Here is a 17968-nt window from a genome sequence, read left to right as displayed (position 1 = left end):
TGCCGACCGTCGACGGCCGCCCGCTGCCCGCGTGGCGCCCCGTCTTCGTCCGCCGCGGCGCCGTGCTCGCCTTCGCGCGCGTTGCGGACGGCTGCCGCGCCTACCTCGCGGTCGCAGGCGGCTTCGCCGTGCCTGCGGTGCTCGGCAGCCGCAGCACGCACGTCCCCGCACGCCTCGGCGGCCTGGAAGGACGTCCCCTGCAAGCCGGAGACGTTCTTCCGATCGGCGCGCCGGGTGCCGCTGCCGTCAGATTGCTTGCGATGCTGCGCCGGCAGGCCGGGAACGCGGCTTGGGCGCCCGCCCCATGGGGCGTCAGCCCCTACGCGCTTCCGGCATATAACGACCATCCGGTCGTGCGGATAACGCCGGGGCCCGAGTACGAACGATTTACGCCGGACAGCGCTGCGCGGTTTGGCGATACGGCGTTCGTACTGTCGCCCCGCTCCGACCGGATGGGCTGCCGGCTGGAAGGGCCGCAGCTTCGCATGGGCCTTTCCGACGGAGGGAGCATGCTTTCCGAACCGGTGGCGGCCGGAACGGTGCAAGTGCCGCCGGACGGTTATCCGATCGTCCTCATGGCGGACCGCCAGACGACAGGCGGATATCCGAGAATCGCCCAGGTAGCGGAGGCGGATATGCCGGTGTTGGCCCAATTGCGGCCGGGCGAGACGGTCCGCTTCGAATGGATCAGTACGGACGAATCCCAACAGCTGCTGCTGATGCAGAGGCTGGAGGAAAACCAGATTCGCGCGGGTATCGCCCTTCGGATGCAGGAAGAAGCGTAAACAAGGACCGGGGCTATCTGGACATTGACCGCGCTGTTCGCCTGTAAATTCCGCAAAGAGATACAAATTTCCGGATTTGCGGAAAAAGGTGTGCGGCGTTTCCGTGCGAATGAGGCCTATAGCCATCCTGCTATCGACGTAAAGGTTGGCACAACTAACGACCATAAGTTGCACCTCCATCCGAACCATAGCCCCGAATCCGCCGTTTTTCCTTATACGGCAATGGGAGCGGATCTGTCCCAAGAATGTTCGTAGGGTAAGGGAACGTCCCGATTTTCAAACTTGAGGACCTCTAATTTCACTGTGAAGTGGAAGCGGAGGTCTTTTTTCTCAAGGAAAACCGGTCCTAAGATGGGGTGCAAAAATCCCCAAAAAACTGTGTAGACAGACCTCTTCGTGAAAAAGGATCGCCCCTCATCCGCTTACGTCCTGGACAATCGACCGTATTCCCGCTAATCATCTTTACAGCCGGCTCACCTCTGACGGTCCAAGCCCCCTGGGTAGCTTGCCGCCTTCGCTCTCGCGTCTACAGCTCACTCCAAGTTCCCGCGTTTTTCTCCTCACTGACTATCTATCGCAACCCGCCCTCGCGTAAACTTGCCGCCCCGCGCTCCTGCCCCCCACTCGCTCCCAGCTCCCGTTGTTCTCACTCCTCCCTTGCAATCGCAACGCCACTGCCGTGCCTCACAATTGGCACGATACTTGCAGCACCTCTATTATGAAAATAAAGCGCGGCATCAGCCGCATAGGAGGCGCAAACGGTGCTGAACAACCGGGTTGCATTTATTACAGGCGCGGCGAGCGGGATCGGGCTGCAAATAGGAAAAGCTATGGCAGAAGCCGGAGCCGATGTGGTGCTAACGGATATCGAAGCAGACAAGGTGGAGGCGGCGGCGGAACAGCTGAGGCTGTCAGGATTGTCGTGCACCGGCATCCGATGCGACGTGACGATCGAATCGGATCTGATGCAGGCGATCGATGAAGCCGTTAGGCAATATGGCAGGGTGGATATTCTGGTGAACAATGCCGGCATGCAGCATGTCGCTTTATTGGAGCAGTTCCCGACCGACGTGTTCGAGCGGATGGTCAAGCTGATGCTGACCGCTCCTTTTATGGCCATGAAGCAAGTGCTGCCTGTGATGAAGAGTCAGCGGTACGGACGCATTTTGAATATGGCGTCGATCAACGGCGTCGTCGGCTTTGCAGGCAAAGCTGCTTACAACAGCGCGAAGCACGGGCTGATCGGGCTCACGAAAGTAGCGGCGCTGGAAACTGCGGCGGACGGCATTACGGTAAATGCCCTCTGCCCGGGATACGTGGACACCCCCCTCGTCCGCAATCAATTGGAGGATTTGGCGCGCAGTCGCGGTATCGGACAGGACCGGGTGCTGGAGGAAGTCATCTATCCGCTGGTCCCGCAGCGCAGACTGCTGTCAACCGCCGAGATCGCTGACTATGCCGTGTATTTGGCCGGAGACAGGGCGGGGGCGATAACGGGGCAAGCGCTGTTAATCGACGGAGGGTATACCGCTCAATAATCGGCTGAGCTTGCTAGGTGTCATTGAACCGGATTCCATATATTGAACTCATGCTCTTGCAAACAACTGGTACGTTATTTTCGTTTCGCATAACATGACCAAAAAAGAAGTTGACCCTTGCTTTTCGTTTTCGTAAAATCAATATAATGATTACTGTTTAATATATTGAATCGAAGTAAGGGGAGAGCGTCTTGAAATTACGCAGCAGCGAATGGTTCGAAAACGATAACGCCGAATTGACGTTCCAACACCGCTCTGCCATGCGGGCGATGGGCCACAACCCGGAGTCGTTCGTCGGCAAGCCGATCATCGGGATCTTTAATGCATGGAACGACTTCAACAGCTGCAATTATCCGCATAAGGAATTGGTGGAGCATGTCAAACGGGGCGTGCTGCTCGCGGGCGGATATCCGATCGAGATGCATACGATTTCTACGCCGGCGGATTTCATGAAGCCTTCCGATCTGATGTACCGCAACCTGCTCTCGATGGATATAGAAGAAAGCATCCGTTCCCAGCCGATCGACGGCGTCGTGCTGCTATGCGAATGTGACAAGACGGTTCCCGGGCAGCTGATGGGCGCAGCCAGCTGTGACTTGCCGACTTTGCAGCTCGCGGCCGGTCATCGTTCTTCTGGCAGCTTCCGCGGGAAAACGGTCAATTATGGAACGGATCTGTGGAAATACTCGGACGATTACAAGGCCGGGCTACTGTCGCATGGCGATTGGAAAGAACTCGAGCAGTCGATTTCGTGCAGCCTTGGCGGATGTCCGGTCATGGGCACCGCTTCGACGATGAAAAGCATGTCCGAGATGCTCGGTATGATGCTGCCCGGAACGTCAAGCATTCCGGCGACGCACGCTTCCCGGAAAATGGCTGCGGAATCGACGGGCAAGCGTATCGTCCAGATGGTTAAAGATCACCTGACACCTTCGAAGCTGATGACCGAATCGGCTTTTCATAATTCAATTAAATTGCTTGCCGCCATCGGCGGCTCGACGAATGCGGCGATCCACCTCACGGCGATAGCCGGACGTTTTGGCATCCGGATTCCGATCGAGCGTTACGAGGAACTGACGCAGGGCATCCCGCTGATGGTGAATTTGCAGCCGAGCGGAACACATAGCATGGACGATTTCTTCCAGGCGGGCGGACTGCAGCGGGTTATCCGCAATTTGCTGCCCGTGCTGGATAGCGACTGTCTGAGCTGTACGGGAGACACGATCGGCCAAACGTATGGCCGCGAGCTGCCGAAGTTCCAAGGGGAAGAAGAAGTAATCGCTACGCTTGAAGCACCGTTCAAGGAACAGTCAGGACTTGCCGTGCTTAAAGGCAACCTCGCTCCGCAAGGCGCAGTGATCAAAAAATCCGCCGTTTCTCCCGAGCTGTTCAAACACCGGGGGCAGGCGGTCGTCTTTAACGATTATGCCGACATGCTCGAGCGCATCGACCGCGATGATCTTGATGTAACGCCGGACAGTGTGCTTATTCTGCGCAACTGCGGACCGATCGCGATGGGAATGCCGGAGTGGGGGCAAGTTCCGATCCCGCAAAAGCTCCTGAAGCAGGGCGTCCGCGATATGGTGCGGATCAGCGATGCCCGGATGAGCGGAACGAGCTATGGTGCCGTTATTTTGCACGTCGCTCCGGAAGCAGCTATCGGCGGACCTCTCGCTATTGTGCAAGATGGCGACTGGATCACGACCGATCTTGAACACTCGACCCTCCAGCTCGAACTGCCCGATGAAGAGATCGCAAGCCGGATGGCGGCCTGGACGAAGCCGGAGCCGCAGCACAAGCGGGGATACCCGCGACTGTTCGCCGAACATGCGCTGCAGGCGCCGGAAGGCTGCGACCTCGATATTTTGCGTCCGAACAGCAAGGAGGAGGCCGTCTTCGTTCCTCCGGTAGTAGGCAGAGGCTAAGACGGCTTATATTCGACGAGAAGAGGAGCGCTGCACCATGTCCGCACAATTGGATCAAGTGAACATCGACCGGGTGATCCGGGATACGCTGGAGCTCGTACGCATTCCGAGCAAGACGGGAAATTCGAAGGACGTAGCGGACCGGCTGGAGCAGATGTTAAAGGAAGTCGGCTGCTCGGTCGAACGGTACGAGTTTTACCCGAACAACCCTACGCTGGTCGCTGTGTACGGGGAAGATCACGGCGGCAAAACGATCTTGTTTAACGGCCATATGGACGTGATCCCTCTGGACCATGCCGAGCCGGAGGTACGCGACGGCCGCATTTACGGCAGAGGCACCAACGATATGAAAGGTTCGCTCGCCTGCTTTCTGGAGACGATCCGGGTGCTTCAAGAGTCGGGAACGGTGCTGCCGGGACGACTGATGCTCGTATCCAACAGCCTGCACGAAAGTCCCGGAGGGCGCGGGGAAGACCTGATCGCCCTGACGGAGCGCGTGCCGCTGAAAGCGGATGCGGTTGTCGTCATGGAAGGGGCTACCACGGAATGTACCGTAGCCCAGCTCGGGTCCGCGACGTTCGAGATTACGATCGAGCGCGACGGCGAGCCGAGTCACCAGCTTCATACGGCGCCGGGGACGCCGCATCCGATCTCGGTCGCGGCCGAGGTGGTGGCGCTGCTGGACCGTTGGAACGTGGAGCTGGAGAACGACTATATCGAAGATATCGGGTACGCTTCGTATTTCGTCGGCTCGATTCATAGCGGCCAGTTTTACAACCAGATGCCGAACAAAGCCGAAATCGTCGGCGTGAGAAGGTACAATCCGGTTCAGAAGTACGAAGAGGTGGAAAGCATCATGCGCGGAGGTCTGGATGAGCTGGCGGCCCGTTTCGGGGTGCGGATCAAGCTGGATCTGAAAAAAGTCCGCGACGGTTACCGGCTAGACAAGGACAGCGAGGCCGTCGCCGCGCTGCGCCGCGCCGTCGTGGCCGTACGAAACGTCGAATTCCCTTCAGTCGGCAAAAAGCTCGTCACCGATGCCGGGATACTGGCGAACGCGCTCGGCGTCCCCGCCCTGTGTCACGGACCGGACCAGCTCACCGCGCATGGCGACGTGGAGTATGTGGAGATCCGCGAGCTGGAGCTGACCGTGCAGGTGTACGCCCGGTTTGTCCGGGAGTTTATGGGCCTCCAAACGAAGTAGAAAGTGACGGAGCCTGATGCAAATTCGAAAGCCGGCGGAGTAAACCGCCGGCCATTTTGTCATGCAACTTCTTTTTTACAACCATAAACCTACGTCCTTATTCCCCTTATTATAGCTCTGGCCGGAGCAATACTTGAACGGGAGTGAGCTGTATAGAGAAGCCACTAGGCCCAAACAGCCCATGCCTATCAAGCCGACACAATTTATAACGAACCAGAAAGTTGTTATTATCATGCAAAAGCCTTCCTTTCAGATCTAACGAACCGCAACAACCCTATGTTTAAAAAATGAACAGAAATGCAGTCTCAAGCAGGAAATAACACCTCTGAAGTTCGTAACCATTTCAATTTCCCGCGTTTTGATTCAATAAGAGCTCCTGGGTTCGTTACGTTGAACAGGTCCATGTCACGTCGATGACCACACATAGAAGCCCTGTCACAAGTAATCAAGATGTCGGTATGAGAAAGCTACCCATTTTCGGCGGCTGGGAACCCTTACGCCACAAGGTTTTTGAATCGTTAGATTAATCTTTCCTGACACGTTTTGTGTGAAACGTTTGAGTTTTCTTCAGTCGGCAAAAAGCCCGTCACCGATGCGGGCATACTGGCGAACGCTCTCGGCGTACCTGCCCTGTGTCACGGACCGGACCAGCTTACCGCGCATGGCGATGTGGAATATGTGGAGATCCGCGAGCTGGAGCTGACCGTGCAGGTGTATGTCCGGCTTGTTCGGGAGTTTATGGGTGTTTTGTCGAAATAATATACAACTGAACACAAAAAAAGCCGGCGGATTAAACCACCGGCAAGTTTGCCATGTCACTTCTTTTTACAGATCACAAACCTAGGTCCTTAATCCTCTTATCATAGGTCCGGCCGGAGCAATACTTGAACGGGGGTCGGCTGTATAGAGAAGTCAGTAGGCCCGAACAGCCCATGCATATCAAGCCCCCACATCCATAAGGTTCCGTCTTTTTTAATAACGGCACTTGTTTTGTTGTGGGTGTAGACTGCACCCACATCCGTTAAACCTTCAACCTGATGAGGGGGTCTGTAGTTATCCGGTTCCTCGTAGTTGCTGGCAAAAAGATGTTCTGCTTTTCTTGGAAAATACCCCATAGACCAGACGGTTCCATCTTCTTTCAATGCCAGAAGATGGTTTTCGGAGATAGAGACATCGACAATATCGGATAAACCTTCCACTTGAGTCGGAACCACAGGTTTCCCGTAGCCTTGATGTTCGGGCGGGGACAGTTTTCCGCCTCCCCATATCCAAACCGTCCCATCCTTTTTAAGAGCAGCATAATTATAAGTGGTGCCGGCTCCGCTAAGCTTCACAATGTCGGACAACTCTTCAATCTGTACAGGGCTTGTCGTCCGTATCATGTCTATGAAACTGCCATTACGCGGTTCCCATTTCCAATTCCACACCGTTCCGTCTTCTTTAAGGATCATAGTGGCCAATAAATCTTTAACGCCGTCTAATCCTTTTACCACCGAAGGTTCTTTCTCCTCCGTGAAATACTTTTCCCAATCCAATAGTTTTTTTGTATGTTCAGAAATGGATTTCCACAACCAAAGCCTTCCGTCCCGGTCGACAGCGGTACCCGGTCCTCGTGTATGAACGATATTTTTCAAGCCGGGAACCTTAGTTATGTGAGCAGGTGCATAAATTCCCCATTTTTCGTTATAATCTTTCGTCAAATCTGTGAACTCAATGGCCCACATCGTTCCGTCTTCTTTAATAGCGGCACCGTACCTACCTCCGCTAATAGAAACGACATTGCTCATGTTTTCCACTTTCACAAAATTGGCACGCTTTGGAAGCAGATTTTTTCGATAAGCAAGAGAAGATATGGACATCCCCCAAACATTACCTTGATCATCCAGAACGAGTGGATAACCGTAATAACCGAAATCTAAAATTTGTACCACTTTTGGCGGCGGGTTCTTTTCTTCTGCATAAACGGAAGACGTTACTCCAGTTAGTAGCAGTGCAGTTACAGTTAAAGCCGACACCGATTTCTTCACTTTCTTCGCTAACTCAGCGAACCTCATTCCCTCAACCTCCATGATATGGAAAAATATACAGATATGTTATTAAGACTCTAAAAATAAATGTGAGGTTGCACCAAATTTATAATAAATGGGAAATACTTTATTCCGCCATATATCTCATTCCGTAAAGATTACTTCCTGCAGGGAGAGTATAGCTATAAATAATCTTTCCTGTTGCCGGGGTTGATGAAATAAGCCATATCCCATATAATTGTAGTGTTACCAAAAGGGGATACATTCACTTAACCGCCGCCAAGCGGGTTCGGAGTGATGACGACCCTCGAAGTATCGACCAAAATCATCCTAGGTGAAAGGAGGCGTTCGGCAATGCAAAAGTTTGTCAACGAAAAACAAGAGGTGTACCGCTTTTAACCGAATACGACCTATCTTAACCTTCACCTGATGCGCATGTTATACATACGACGACACAGGCACGATGCGGGTTATCGTGTTTTTTTGTTCCCTTTTTCGGGACGAATCCGCCGCTCGCGGCTGATCGGACGGCAACGTACGATCCCATTCTAAATAGGAGGTGAGAAGATGAAAGCGCTCGTTAACGTTGGGTCGGTTCTGGAACCACACATTCAAGAGGAGGTTTTCATCAATGAGTTACAAAAACGGAAAGGATTTTCTTCCGCCTAGCTTATTGAAGGAATTACAAAAATACATTCAAGGCGAGCTTGTTTATATACCGAAAATCGGGCAAACCCGTGCAGGCTGGGGCGAGAATAACGGAACACGGACACTGATCGAGAAGCGCAACCGCGAGATTTACCAGCTGTACAAAAACGGCAGCAGCGTAGTCGAGCTGATCCAGCGGTTCCATCTGTCCGAGGACAGCATCCGCAAAATTATCGTCAAAACCCGGGATCTGGTACAAAATGTAGCGAAGTAAAAGCAAGACGCTAGCCGTCTTGCTTTTCTTTTTTTTTGCCGCCCACATCGCTAAGGAAATGATATAATAATTCCAGAACTTATGTACTGGCAGAATGGACGGGGAGAGCAGCATGACGGTCAAAACGATCTTACTTGCGGACGACGAAGCGTCGCTCCGCTTCTTGCTTACGGAGACGCTGGCGGATGAAGGGTATGCCCTCTCGGAGGCGGAGGACGGACGGCAGGCGAAGGAATGGCTGGAGGCGGAGACGTTCGATCTCGTGATCCTCGATTATATGATGCCGGAGCTGACCGGAGTGGAAGTCTGCGAATGGCTGCGCGGCTCCGCTTCGCCGAATCGGGACATTCCGGTTATTCTGCTCACGGCCAAGGCGCTTGAGAAAGATAAAGAACGGGCCAAAGCGGCGGGCATTACGTCTTATATCGTGAAGCCGTTCAGTCCGCTTCAATTGATCGACGACGTCGGCAAGCTGCTGGGCGACGGTTAACCGGCCGGGAAAGGGACAAGCCATGATTCCACTACCATCCAGAAGTGTAGCTTCCAAAGTGTCGCTTCTCATCGTGCTCGTCATGACGCTGTTCGCAGCTGTCGTGCTGTCGGCCGGATTGCTGATGAACAACCATATTACGGGGACGCGGGAGAAGCTGGAACTGGAGCTCCAGGATCAGGCGCTGGTCGAGAAGCTGCACAGCGAGTCGCAAGCTGTCGTTTCCGATTTGAGGGCTTATTTGGCGTTCGGCCGGGAACAATTTTTGAATGAATTTTTACATAGGCAGCAAACGTTCGGGGAGATGCTCGATCAAGTGTCCGGGCGGTTCCAGAGCCGCGATTACGGAGAGAAGTATACGGATTCGTGGGACGCCATCCGCGAAGCGTGGTCGAACTACCGGAACTCCAGCGCAGTCGTGATCGAACTGAAGAAGAGCGGCGATATGGAAAAAATCGAGCAGATGTCCAGCACGACGACGACCGGAAGCGTAACCGAGATGAGCCGTAACTTCAATACGATTCTGGCTGCCCAGACCGAGTCCGTCGAGCGTTGGCTAGACGACAACCGGAGACGGACAGACCTGCTCATCCTGCTTCCCTTGTTCGCCGTGGCGGGGGCGGCCGCTGCAGGACTGCTGCTTGTGATTTACTTGAGGCGCAGCGTCATTACTCCGATTATCCGGGCGGATCGGGCCGTTAATCAAATCGCCGGAGGCGAATATGCGGAGCTTGCCGTCAGCTCGCGTCATGATGAGCTGGGGAGACTGGAGCGCGGCATTAATATCATGTCCCGCCAGTTGAAGCAGCGGCATGACGCGCTTCAGGAGACGAACAAGGAGTTGATCGACCAGCGGGATTTGCTGGAAGCGCAAAACGAGGAAATATCCGCCCAGCAGATCGAGCAGCAGGAGATGCTGTTCAAGCTGACCGACCGTGAACGGGAGCTGGAGCTGATCTCGAGCTACCAGGAGAAGCTGGCCGGCCATGTGGAGATGAGAGCGTTTCTGGATCATTCGGTTACCGCGCTGCTCCAGGCGCTCCATCAGGATTCGGCCGTGCTGATCGCGCCAAATCCGGAAACGTCCGAATACGACGTCATCTATGCGTACGGTTATCCCGAAGGTGCCGTTCCGGCTTCCTTCAAAGAACTGTTCGGCCCGAGCCGGCGTACGCTGGCGGAGAAGCAGCCGCTGTACCGCAACCGGCCGCTGGATTCGGACGAGCGGGGCATACATGGCGGTTACGCCTGTGCCCGGGATCAGTATTATCCGCTGCTGGACGAGCAGTCGAGTCCGATCGGGCTGCTCCTGCTTACCGCCTACGGGGCAAACGAGGAGAACGATACGCAGCACCGGCTGGCGTACGGGCTCGTCCGTCAGTTTGCGCTCGCTTTCACGGCTCAGATGACGAACGAAGAGCGCCGCAAACAGGCGTATCTGCTCGAGGAGCTGAACGAAGAGCTGTCCCAGGAGCGTGACGGTCTCCAGCAGCAGCGCGATCTCGTCCGCAGAATCGTCGAATCGATTCACGAGGGCATGGTGATGTGCGACCGGAATGGGCGGATCGTCTTCTCCAATGAGCGGATGAACGAAATGTTCGGGTTCGACCGGTTCTCCGGCTCGTCTGTGCTTGATTTTTGCCGTTACCTGGAAGCGGGCATGCCGGGCAAAACGCGATTGTGCGATTTTACGGAAGCCGTCATGAACGGATCGATGGACGAGCTTCAGGAGCGCTTCACGATCAGCCGGGAAGACGGACGGGAACGGCATTACGAGCTGTATGTGAATGCAATCCCCGATCCGGTCGAGCATACGCCGAGCTACCTGTTCGTCTTCCGCGACCGGACGAGCGAAGAGATGGCCGACGAGATGAAAAACGAATTCATCAGCATCGTGTCGCATGAGCTGCGTACGCCGCTTGCGACCGTGCTCGGATTTATGGAAATTTTACTGCACCGCGATATCGCCAAAGAAAAGCAGAAAAAGTATATGGAGACGATCTACAAGGAAGCGAACCGGCTGTCGAACCTGATCAACGACTTTCTCGACCTCCAGCGGATGGAGTCGGGCAAACAGACGTATCAGATGGTGCCGGCCAATCTGTCCGCCATCGTCCGCGATGTAGCCGAGCAGTGGCAGGGCAAGCATAATCACCGGGCCGAGCTCCGCATCGAGCCGGACGTGTTCGTCACGGCCGACATCGACCGGATGACGCAGGTGATGCACAATCTGATCAGCAATGCAGTCAAATATTCGCCGGATAGCGACAAAATTGTCGTGAAGCTGCGGAAGGAAGGGGAGCATGCGATCGTCGAGGTGCGGGATTTCGGTCTTGGCATCCCGGAGGACGCCAAGGAGAAGCTGTTCTCCAAGTTTTACCGGGTGGATAATTCCGACCGCAGGCAGATCGGCGGCACGGGGCTCGGGCTCGCGATCGTCAAGGAGATCGTCGATTCCCATAACGGGACGTTATCGTTCGATTCGGAGCTCGGCCAAGGCTCGACGTTTCGGGTCCGGCTGCGGACGTACAGCGTCTCCGGCCTGGGAGGCAAGATCGTCATCGTAGAGGACGACGAGAACTTATCCAAGCTGATTGCGGTAGCGTTCGAGAAGCTGCAGTCGCCGACGGTCCGCATCCGCAGCGCCGAGGACGCGATTCTGTCGCTGCGGGATACGTCCGACCGGGCGCCGCTGCTGTGCATCGTCGATATTCAGCTGGAGGGGACGAAGTCCGGCTGGGACTTTATAACGGAGCTGCTGCAGCATCCGGTCTATAGCGGCACTCCGGTCATCGTATCTACGGTGCTGGAGCCGCCGAAACATTTTCTGGAGACGGAGACGGGCAAGTTTTTGCGCAAGCCGTTTACGATCGACCGTCTTCTGGAACTGGCATCGGGACTTATGGAACGGACTCCGCACCAAGCGTCGGTCGTCTTCCCGGTTCAGGACGAGGCGGCGGTTGCCGCTGCGCTGGAACAGAAAGGGCTGCGGGTAGCGGATCTGAAGATTAATCGGGACACCATTGAAGTGGAAGTGAAGAAACATGACAGAGACGAATAACACAGACAGTCTGGACAAAAAGCGCAAAAACGAACGGCTGATGCGCGAAGGGAAAACCCGTTTTCTGGCCGAACTGGATAAGCAGATCCGGGATATGGAACGGTTGCTCGAGCGGATTGACCTCGACTTTGACGAGAGCTGCCCGAACCAATTGTACCGGCATGTCCATACGCTCAAAGGAAGTGCCCCGATATTCGGCTTCGACAGCATCGGCGCCGTGGCGCAGTCGCTTGCCGAGGAGTGGGAGTGGACGCAGGAGGAGACGGAGCGGGAACCGTCCGCGCCGGCGGCGGTCCACTTGGCCAAGCAAAGCGTATTGAACAGCAAAGCGAGCCTGATGCAGCTGAAGATGGAGCTGATCATCCTGCAGCGGCAGCAGCAGTTGACCGTGCAACAGGAGCAAGGCTTCCGTCAGCTCCAGACGGGACTCGGCAGCAAACTGCTGGTCATCGACGACGACGACGTGCTCCGCTCGTTTCTGGTCAGACGGCTGGAACTCGACGGGTACACCGTCCATGAAGCGGATTCCGTGGAACGCGCCAAGGGCATGCTGCACGACGACGTCTACGATCTGATTTTGCTGGACCTGATGATGCATCCGCAGTCGGGTTACGAGCTGTTCGATCATTTGAAGGAAGATCCGACATTAAAATGGCTTCCGCTTATCGTTCTCTCCGCGCGCTGCGACGTCCATGACAAAGTGCGCTGTCTGCTGCTCGGCGCTAACGATTACGTGACGAAGCCGTTCCAGTACGAGGAACTGGCGGCGCGCATCTACAGCCTGCTCTCCCGTACGAAAAGCTTCGAGCAGCTGGCGTTCCGCGATCCGCTTACGGGCGTGTACAACCGTCGCTACTTCGATCATCAGGTCGAGCTGGAGCTGCAGCGGATCGCCAGATATCCGGTCCCGATCTCGCTCGCCTTTATCGATATCGACCGGTTCAAGACGATTAACGACAGCTACGGCCATGCGATCGGTGATCTCGTCCTACAGGGGCTTGCGCATTTGCTTCAACAGCATTTGCGCCCGACCGATATTTTGGCCCGCTACGGCGGGGAAGAGTTCGTCGTCGTGATGCCGAACACGACCGGAGAGCAGGCAGCGCAGCTGCTGAACAGCGTGCTTCAAGTGACGAATAAGCAGCCGGTCGCGCAGTATGAAGGCCAGTCGTTCTCGATCACCTTCTCCTGCGGTGTATCCGAGTGGACCGCGGGTCTGCCTATGGCACATTGGATCGCGCTTGCTGATGAAGCGATGTACCGGGCCAAGCAGCAGGGACGGAATCGCGTTCTGCAATCTTGCGGCAGCATAGAGCCGGGCACCGCGTCAGTTCTGGGGGCGCCGCCGAAGCTGAGGCGCGTACTGGTCGCCGACGATGATAGCATACTCCGCTCCATTCTGGTAGCGCGTCTGAAGCAGTTGCCTGTCGAAGTCGCGGAAGCGAGCGACGGGGAGGAAGCGCTGGCATACTTGTCCGCGCACGGGGCCGATCTGTGTATCCTCGACGGGGTTATGCCCAAGCTGGACGGATTTGCGCTGCTGCGCAAGCTGAAGTCCGACTCCGGCGACCGGTACAGGCATGTCCGGATTCTTATGCTCTCAGGTAAGAAGCGCGAGGACGATATCGCCTTGGCATTGCGGCTCGGAGCCGACGAGTATATGTCCAAGCCGTTCTCGCTTGTCGATCTGGAGATGCGGGTGAAGCGTCTGCTGGAGCTGGAGAGCTGAGCCTTGCCGCCCGCGCCTGATTGAAGGTTGCGGGCACTTGTTTTATCGTTCACGATCCCTTCAACAATTTCCCTTTTCTTGTCGCAGGTTCCAGTAGTATGATGGGGATAGGGAGGTTATGCTCTGCAGGTCTATCGCAAGTGGTCATGACCGATGAACAAAACCGACATTACGGAAGAAACGGGGGAATGGAATGATATACGTTTTGGCCATCTTCGGGGCTGTCGCCGTTTTAATCTACTTGTTCTACGGGACGATCCATGTGGAAGTGACGGAAACGAAGGTGAGCTCCGATCGTGTGAACGGAGAATTGCGAATTGTTCAAATATCCGATCTGCACGGTCGAACTAAATTTTGGAGCGGTACGGTCGGGGATATCGTCGACTCGCTTAAGCCCGACATCGTGTGCGTTACCGGCGATCTGTTCAACAAGCTGGAGCAGCTTCCGGAAGTGATGAGGGAGCTGACCGGGCTGCGGTGCACGTACGTTTATTTTGTGCCGGGCAACCATGAATGGGAGGAGAAAACCGGGTTTCGCAAGCGAAAGCTGACCGAGGCGGAGCACATTGACGTTTTGCGCAAAATCGGCACGCGCAACATTCGGGTGCTTGCCAATGACGGCGAGCTGGTCGAGATGAAAAACTCGCGAATTCTCGTCTACGGCTTCGATAATTCGGTATACGGACGGGAGCGCTATAACCCGCCCCAAGAGCAGCTGGAAGGGGCCTTCCGGCTTACACTCGGCCATTCTCCGGGGATCGTCAGGTGGCTCGACCAGCGGTCGATCGGCTACGACCTGCTGCTGGCCGGCCATACGCACGGAGGGCAGATCCGCTTGTTCGGCAAGTCTTTGTGGCCCTACAATCGTTACCACACCGGGCTTAAGGAAATGAAGCCGAATCAGTATGTTTATGTAAACCGCGGACTGGGAACAGTCCATCTCCCGCTGCGATTCGGATGCCGTCCGGAAATTGCGCTGATCCGGGTCACCGGCAAACCGTGATTGGATTCGCCTCCCTCCTTTTGGTACAATCGAAGCTGGGAGGCGATGGAGATTGGAGATGAAGTGGTTTACGCTGGAAGAAGCCAACGCGCTGCTGCCGACGATCCGCGAGGAGCTTGCTGCGGTTCAATCGATCGCAAAAGAGTATGAAGAGCTCTACAAGAGACTGATTCAGTTGAAGGAGAAGGCGGGGATTCGGCGCGACGAGCAGTCCGATCCGTTTTTTACATTAGAGTGCGAACTGGAATTTAGTCAGATTGAAGCGAGAGCGATCATCCGGAGCATTCACAGGAAGGGTGCCCAGTTGAAAGACCTGGACATGGGCCTGATCGATTTCCCGGCTATCCTGAACGGAGAGGAAGTATTGCTCTGCTGGCGGCAAGGGGAAGACCGCATTACGCATTGGCACGGATTTAACGACGGATTTTACGGCAGAAGGCCGTTAAACGAATAGGACGAGAAAGTCTTAGAGTGCGAGAGTTCAAAAAGTCCGGTTTTTAGCACCGAGAAGATGGGATGAAGCTAGGAAATGAGGAGCGGAGCGTAGTGAAAGCTACGTGAGCACCGGAAGTTCCGGCTGAATTCCATACTCGATGTAGAGTAGGCTTCCTGATCGGCTTCGTGATCAAAAGTGGACTTTTTGAACAACCTCTATGAGACAACGAGGGGATCGAGCAGTGACATGAATCTTATGAAGCGATGGCTTGTTGCAGCGGCGATTATGCTATTCGGCGCCGTTCTGTTGATTTCGCCGGAGCGGGTGTCCGCGCATGCCGTTTTGACGAAGGCGGTGCCGGAGGCGAACAGCCAGCTGAATACAGCGCCGGAACGAATCGAGCTTACGTTTAATGAACGGCTTGAAGCGGAATTGTATTACATCAAAGTTTTTGATGAGATCGGCAGGGAAATATCCGATCGGAAAGCGACGCTAAGCGGCGACCAGAAGGCGATGCAGCTGGAGCTGCCGAAGCTGTCGAACGGCCGTTATACGGTAACCTATCACGTCATCTCCGCAGACGGGCATCCGGTGGAGGGCACCTACGTGCTGTCGATCGGTCCCGGTTCGGAAGGATCGCTGATCGCTTCGCCGGAGTCGCTGCACGCCGGGCATTCGCTCTCGGCGGATATGAGCGTGTACGACATTTTGAAATACATATCCCGGATCGCCTATTTCTTCGGGCTGCTGGCCGTGGCGGGCTGGGTGTTCTGGGGAATAGCGGCCGGACTGAACCAATCCGCGGTTAGCGGATACTACCGCAACGGTTTGCTGAGCGTGCAGCGCACTCATTTTCTGGCGTTGATCGCGTTTGTTTATTTTCATTATCAGGATCTGCTTGGCGACCAAGGGTTCGGCGAGTTGATCGGACTGTTCACCGGTACGTGGGTCGGCCGTTCGTGGCTGATCGCGTTCGTGCTGTCTCTCGTCGGCTTTGCCATGCTTGGCCGGTCGAAGGCCGGGGATGCCGTATGGATCGTTCTGCTGCTTGCCGCCAAAAGCGTCAACGGGCATGCGATGGGCTATGAACCGCGGGTATTGACCGTATCGCTCGATTTCATCCACCTGCTGGGCGCCGCTGTCTGGGTTGGCGGTCTTCTGCTGATCGTGCCGGCGTGGAAGAAAAACAGAACATGGATCGACAGCTTCCTGCCCGCATTTTCCAGGTACGCCCTGATCTCGATTATCGTGCTCACTTTGTCGGGCACGGCGACGACGCTGCTGTATTTGCCTGGGCTGAATTACTTGCTTTATTCGCAGTGGGGCAAGCTGCTGATCGCCAAAGTCGTGTTCGTCGTTCTGGTCATCTTGATGGCGCTCGGAATCCGGATGGCGATGAAAGGCCGCAAGGAAAAAGATTTACGCGACATGGTGAGGATGGACTTCGGCGCGATGAGCATCATCGTCGTTCTTGTCGGCTTACTTACCTTTATCAGTCCGGTGCCGCCGAATGAACCGTTATATTGGCATCAGATGGGCGAGAAGGTGCATGCGACTGTACAAATAACGCCGAAGGTCCCGGGGGACAACCGGTTCCAGGTGGACGTCTGGCTGCCGAAGGAGCTGGACAAGCCGAAGCGGGTTCAATTGAAGCTGCACAATCTGGACAATCCGGATATTGCGCCGATTGAAGTACCGCTTGCGGAGCACGTCAACGATCAGGAAGACGCCGGATTCACGGCGGACGAGACATATGGCCAGTTCAGCTACAAAGCCGAAGGACCTTATCTGCCGTTCGCCGGATTGTGGAAGCTGGAGTTCCGCCTGCTGGACAAAAATGACGACGAGACCGTGTATACGGAACAAACGAGACTGTATTAATAGCGGAAACGACGGGGAAGCTCCCTTGCCTGCTGCGCCTTGGCGCGCCTTGCAAGGGAGCTTTTTAAAAGAGCGAGGGTACGTGTTCAGCGGAAGCTGAGCTGAGCCTGGACGTACAAGAAAGCTGCACGGCCAAGAGGGGGGACGCGTTTGTCGCTGCAAAGGCTGAAATGGTTTACGATTCTTCTTCCGGCGATCGTAATCGGCGGCTTCGAGCTGATCCGCCACGAGTTTATGCTCCATTATTTGTCGATGGAGGCCGGGAACTTTTATATCATCGCCCTGACCTTGCTGTTATCGTACTGGTTTTCCAACTGGATGTTCCGCAAGATCGAACGGATGAACGCGACGCTGGCCGAGGAGCAGTCAAGAAGGGCCGTCTATGAGGAGAGGGAAAGGCTGGCCCGGGAGCTGCACGACAATATCGCGCAGGTGCTGTTTTTCCTGAACGTGCAGCTGAAGCAGGGCAAGACGGAGGAGGCGCGGTCGGCCGTATCGGAGATCGATCATCATTTGCGTCAGGCGATCTTTAATCTGCGCTCGCTCCCCGAGGACGGCGTGTCGTTCCCGGATCGTCTCGGCCGGTGGCTCCGCGAATGGAGCGTCCTATCGGGCGTCGAGGTGGATCGGCAGGGGGAGTGGACCGAAGGGCTGTTCCACTCGTCCGAAGAGGTTCAGCTGTTTGCGATCGTCCAGGAAGCGTTCACGAACATCCGGAAACATTCCAAAGCCGACCGGGTGCTGCTCGAATGGGAGTACGATTACGACGGTTCAGGGAGCTGGAGTCTGACTGTGCGCGACAACGGCGTGGGTATGAAATCGGAGGCTTCGGACTCCAGCAAGTACGGAATCCCGATGATGCGGAAGCGGGCGGCCGAGCTGGATGCCGACCTGACCGTCCGGACGATGGAGAGCGGCGGCACGGAGCTGCGGCTGGCCGGGAGAAAGGAGCATGGGACGCCATGAC

Annotated in this window: 14 protein-coding genes; 13 read left to right on the top strand and 1 reads right to left on the bottom strand. The window is 55.6% G+C overall.

Annotated elements, in window-relative coordinates; genetic code table 11:
* From PV433_RS33990 to PV433_RS33970, 5 genes are all read left to right on the top strand, one after another.
* On the top strand, positions 1-785 hold a 785-nt coding region (locus PV433_RS33990; protein WP_332076361.1), incomplete at its 5' end, for a biotin-dependent carboxyltransferase family protein.
* Between the two features lie 761 nt (positions 786-1546).
* Positions 1547-2323 (top strand): 3-hydroxybutyrate dehydrogenase, encoded by a 777-nt coding sequence (locus PV433_RS33985; protein WP_332076360.1) that lies wholly within the window; start codon positions 1547-1549, stop codon positions 2321-2323.
* Between the two features lie 191 nt (positions 2324-2514).
* On the top strand, positions 2515-4248 hold the full coding sequence (locus tag PV433_RS33980) for a dihydroxy-acid dehydratase (protein WP_332076359.1): 1734 nt from the start codon (positions 2515-2517) through the stop codon (positions 4246-4248).
* A 37-nt stretch (positions 4249-4285) separates the two neighbouring features.
* The gene (locus tag PV433_RS33975; RefSeq protein WP_332076358.1) at positions 4286-5452 is read left to right on the top strand and encodes a M20 family metallopeptidase; all 1167 of its coding nucleotides are present in this window, start codon (positions 4286-4288) and stop codon (positions 5450-5452) included.
* A gap of 543 nt (positions 5453-5995) precedes the next feature.
* Positions 5996-6211, top strand: a complete 216-nt coding sequence (locus tag PV433_RS33970) for a hypothetical protein (protein ID WP_332076357.1) — start codon at positions 5996-5998, stop codon at positions 6209-6211.
* Between the two features lie 101 nt (positions 6212-6312).
* Here PV433_RS33970 and PV433_RS33965 read toward each other — a convergent pair whose 3' ends face one another.
* Positions 6313-7506: an RCC1 domain-containing protein gene (locus tag PV433_RS33965; RefSeq protein WP_332076356.1), complete on the bottom strand. Its 1194-nt coding sequence runs from the start codon at positions 7504-7506 to the stop codon at positions 6313-6315.
* 604 nt (positions 7507-8110) lie between these two features.
* On the opposite strand from PV433_RS33965, the gene PV433_RS33960 reads away from it, so the two are divergent.
* The 8 genes from PV433_RS33960 to PV433_RS33925 all read left to right on the top strand — a co-directional run bounded on the left by PV433_RS33960 (position 8111) and on the right by PV433_RS33925 (position 17967).
* Positions 8111-8401, top strand: a complete 291-nt coding sequence (locus tag PV433_RS33960; protein ID WP_190929120.1) for a CD3324 family protein — start codon at positions 8111-8113, stop codon at positions 8399-8401.
* A 112-nt stretch (positions 8402-8513) separates the two neighbouring features.
* Positions 8514-8891 (top strand): response regulator, encoded by a 378-nt coding sequence (locus PV433_RS33955; protein WP_190929121.1) that lies wholly within the window; start codon positions 8514-8516, stop codon positions 8889-8891.
* Positions 8892-8913: 22 nt separating this feature from the next.
* On the top strand, positions 8914-11952 hold the full coding sequence (locus PV433_RS33950; RefSeq protein WP_332076355.1) for an ATP-binding protein: 3039 nt from the start codon (positions 8914-8916) through the stop codon (positions 11950-11952).
* Complete coding sequence (locus tag PV433_RS33945) at positions 11936-13681, top strand: diguanylate cyclase (protein WP_332076354.1); 1746 nt, start codon at positions 11936-11938, stop codon at positions 13679-13681. Before PV433_RS33950 ends, PV433_RS33945 begins: the two co-directional genes overlap by 17 nt.
* 193 nt (positions 13682-13874) lie before the next feature.
* On the top strand, positions 13875-14684 hold the full coding sequence (locus PV433_RS33940) for a metallophosphoesterase (protein ID WP_332076353.1): 810 nt from the start codon (positions 13875-13877) through the stop codon (positions 14682-14684).
* A gap of 58 nt (positions 14685-14742) precedes the next feature.
* Positions 14743-15138 (top strand): DUF2203 domain-containing protein, encoded by a 396-nt coding sequence (locus PV433_RS33935; protein ID WP_332076364.1) that lies wholly within the window; start codon positions 14743-14745, stop codon positions 15136-15138.
* Positions 15139-15366: 228 nt separating this feature from the next.
* Positions 15367-17001, top strand: coding sequence for a copper resistance CopC/CopD family protein (locus tag PV433_RS33930; RefSeq protein WP_332076352.1), 1635 nt, complete (start codon positions 15367-15369; stop codon positions 16999-17001).
* 150 nt (positions 17002-17151) lie between these two features.
* A complete protein-coding gene (locus PV433_RS33925; protein WP_332076351.1) occupies positions 17152-17967 on the top strand; it encodes a sensor histidine kinase in 816 nt (271 codons plus the stop codon).
* Position 17968: the final 1 nt, after the last annotated feature.

It is taken from the genome of Paenibacillus sp. GYB004 (assembly GCF_036577605.1).
GTDB classification, from domain to species: domain Bacteria; phylum Bacillota; class Bacilli; order Paenibacillales; family NBRC-103111; genus Paenibacillus_AB; species Paenibacillus_AB oceani.
This window is presented reverse-complemented; position numbering and strand designations above follow the sequence as displayed.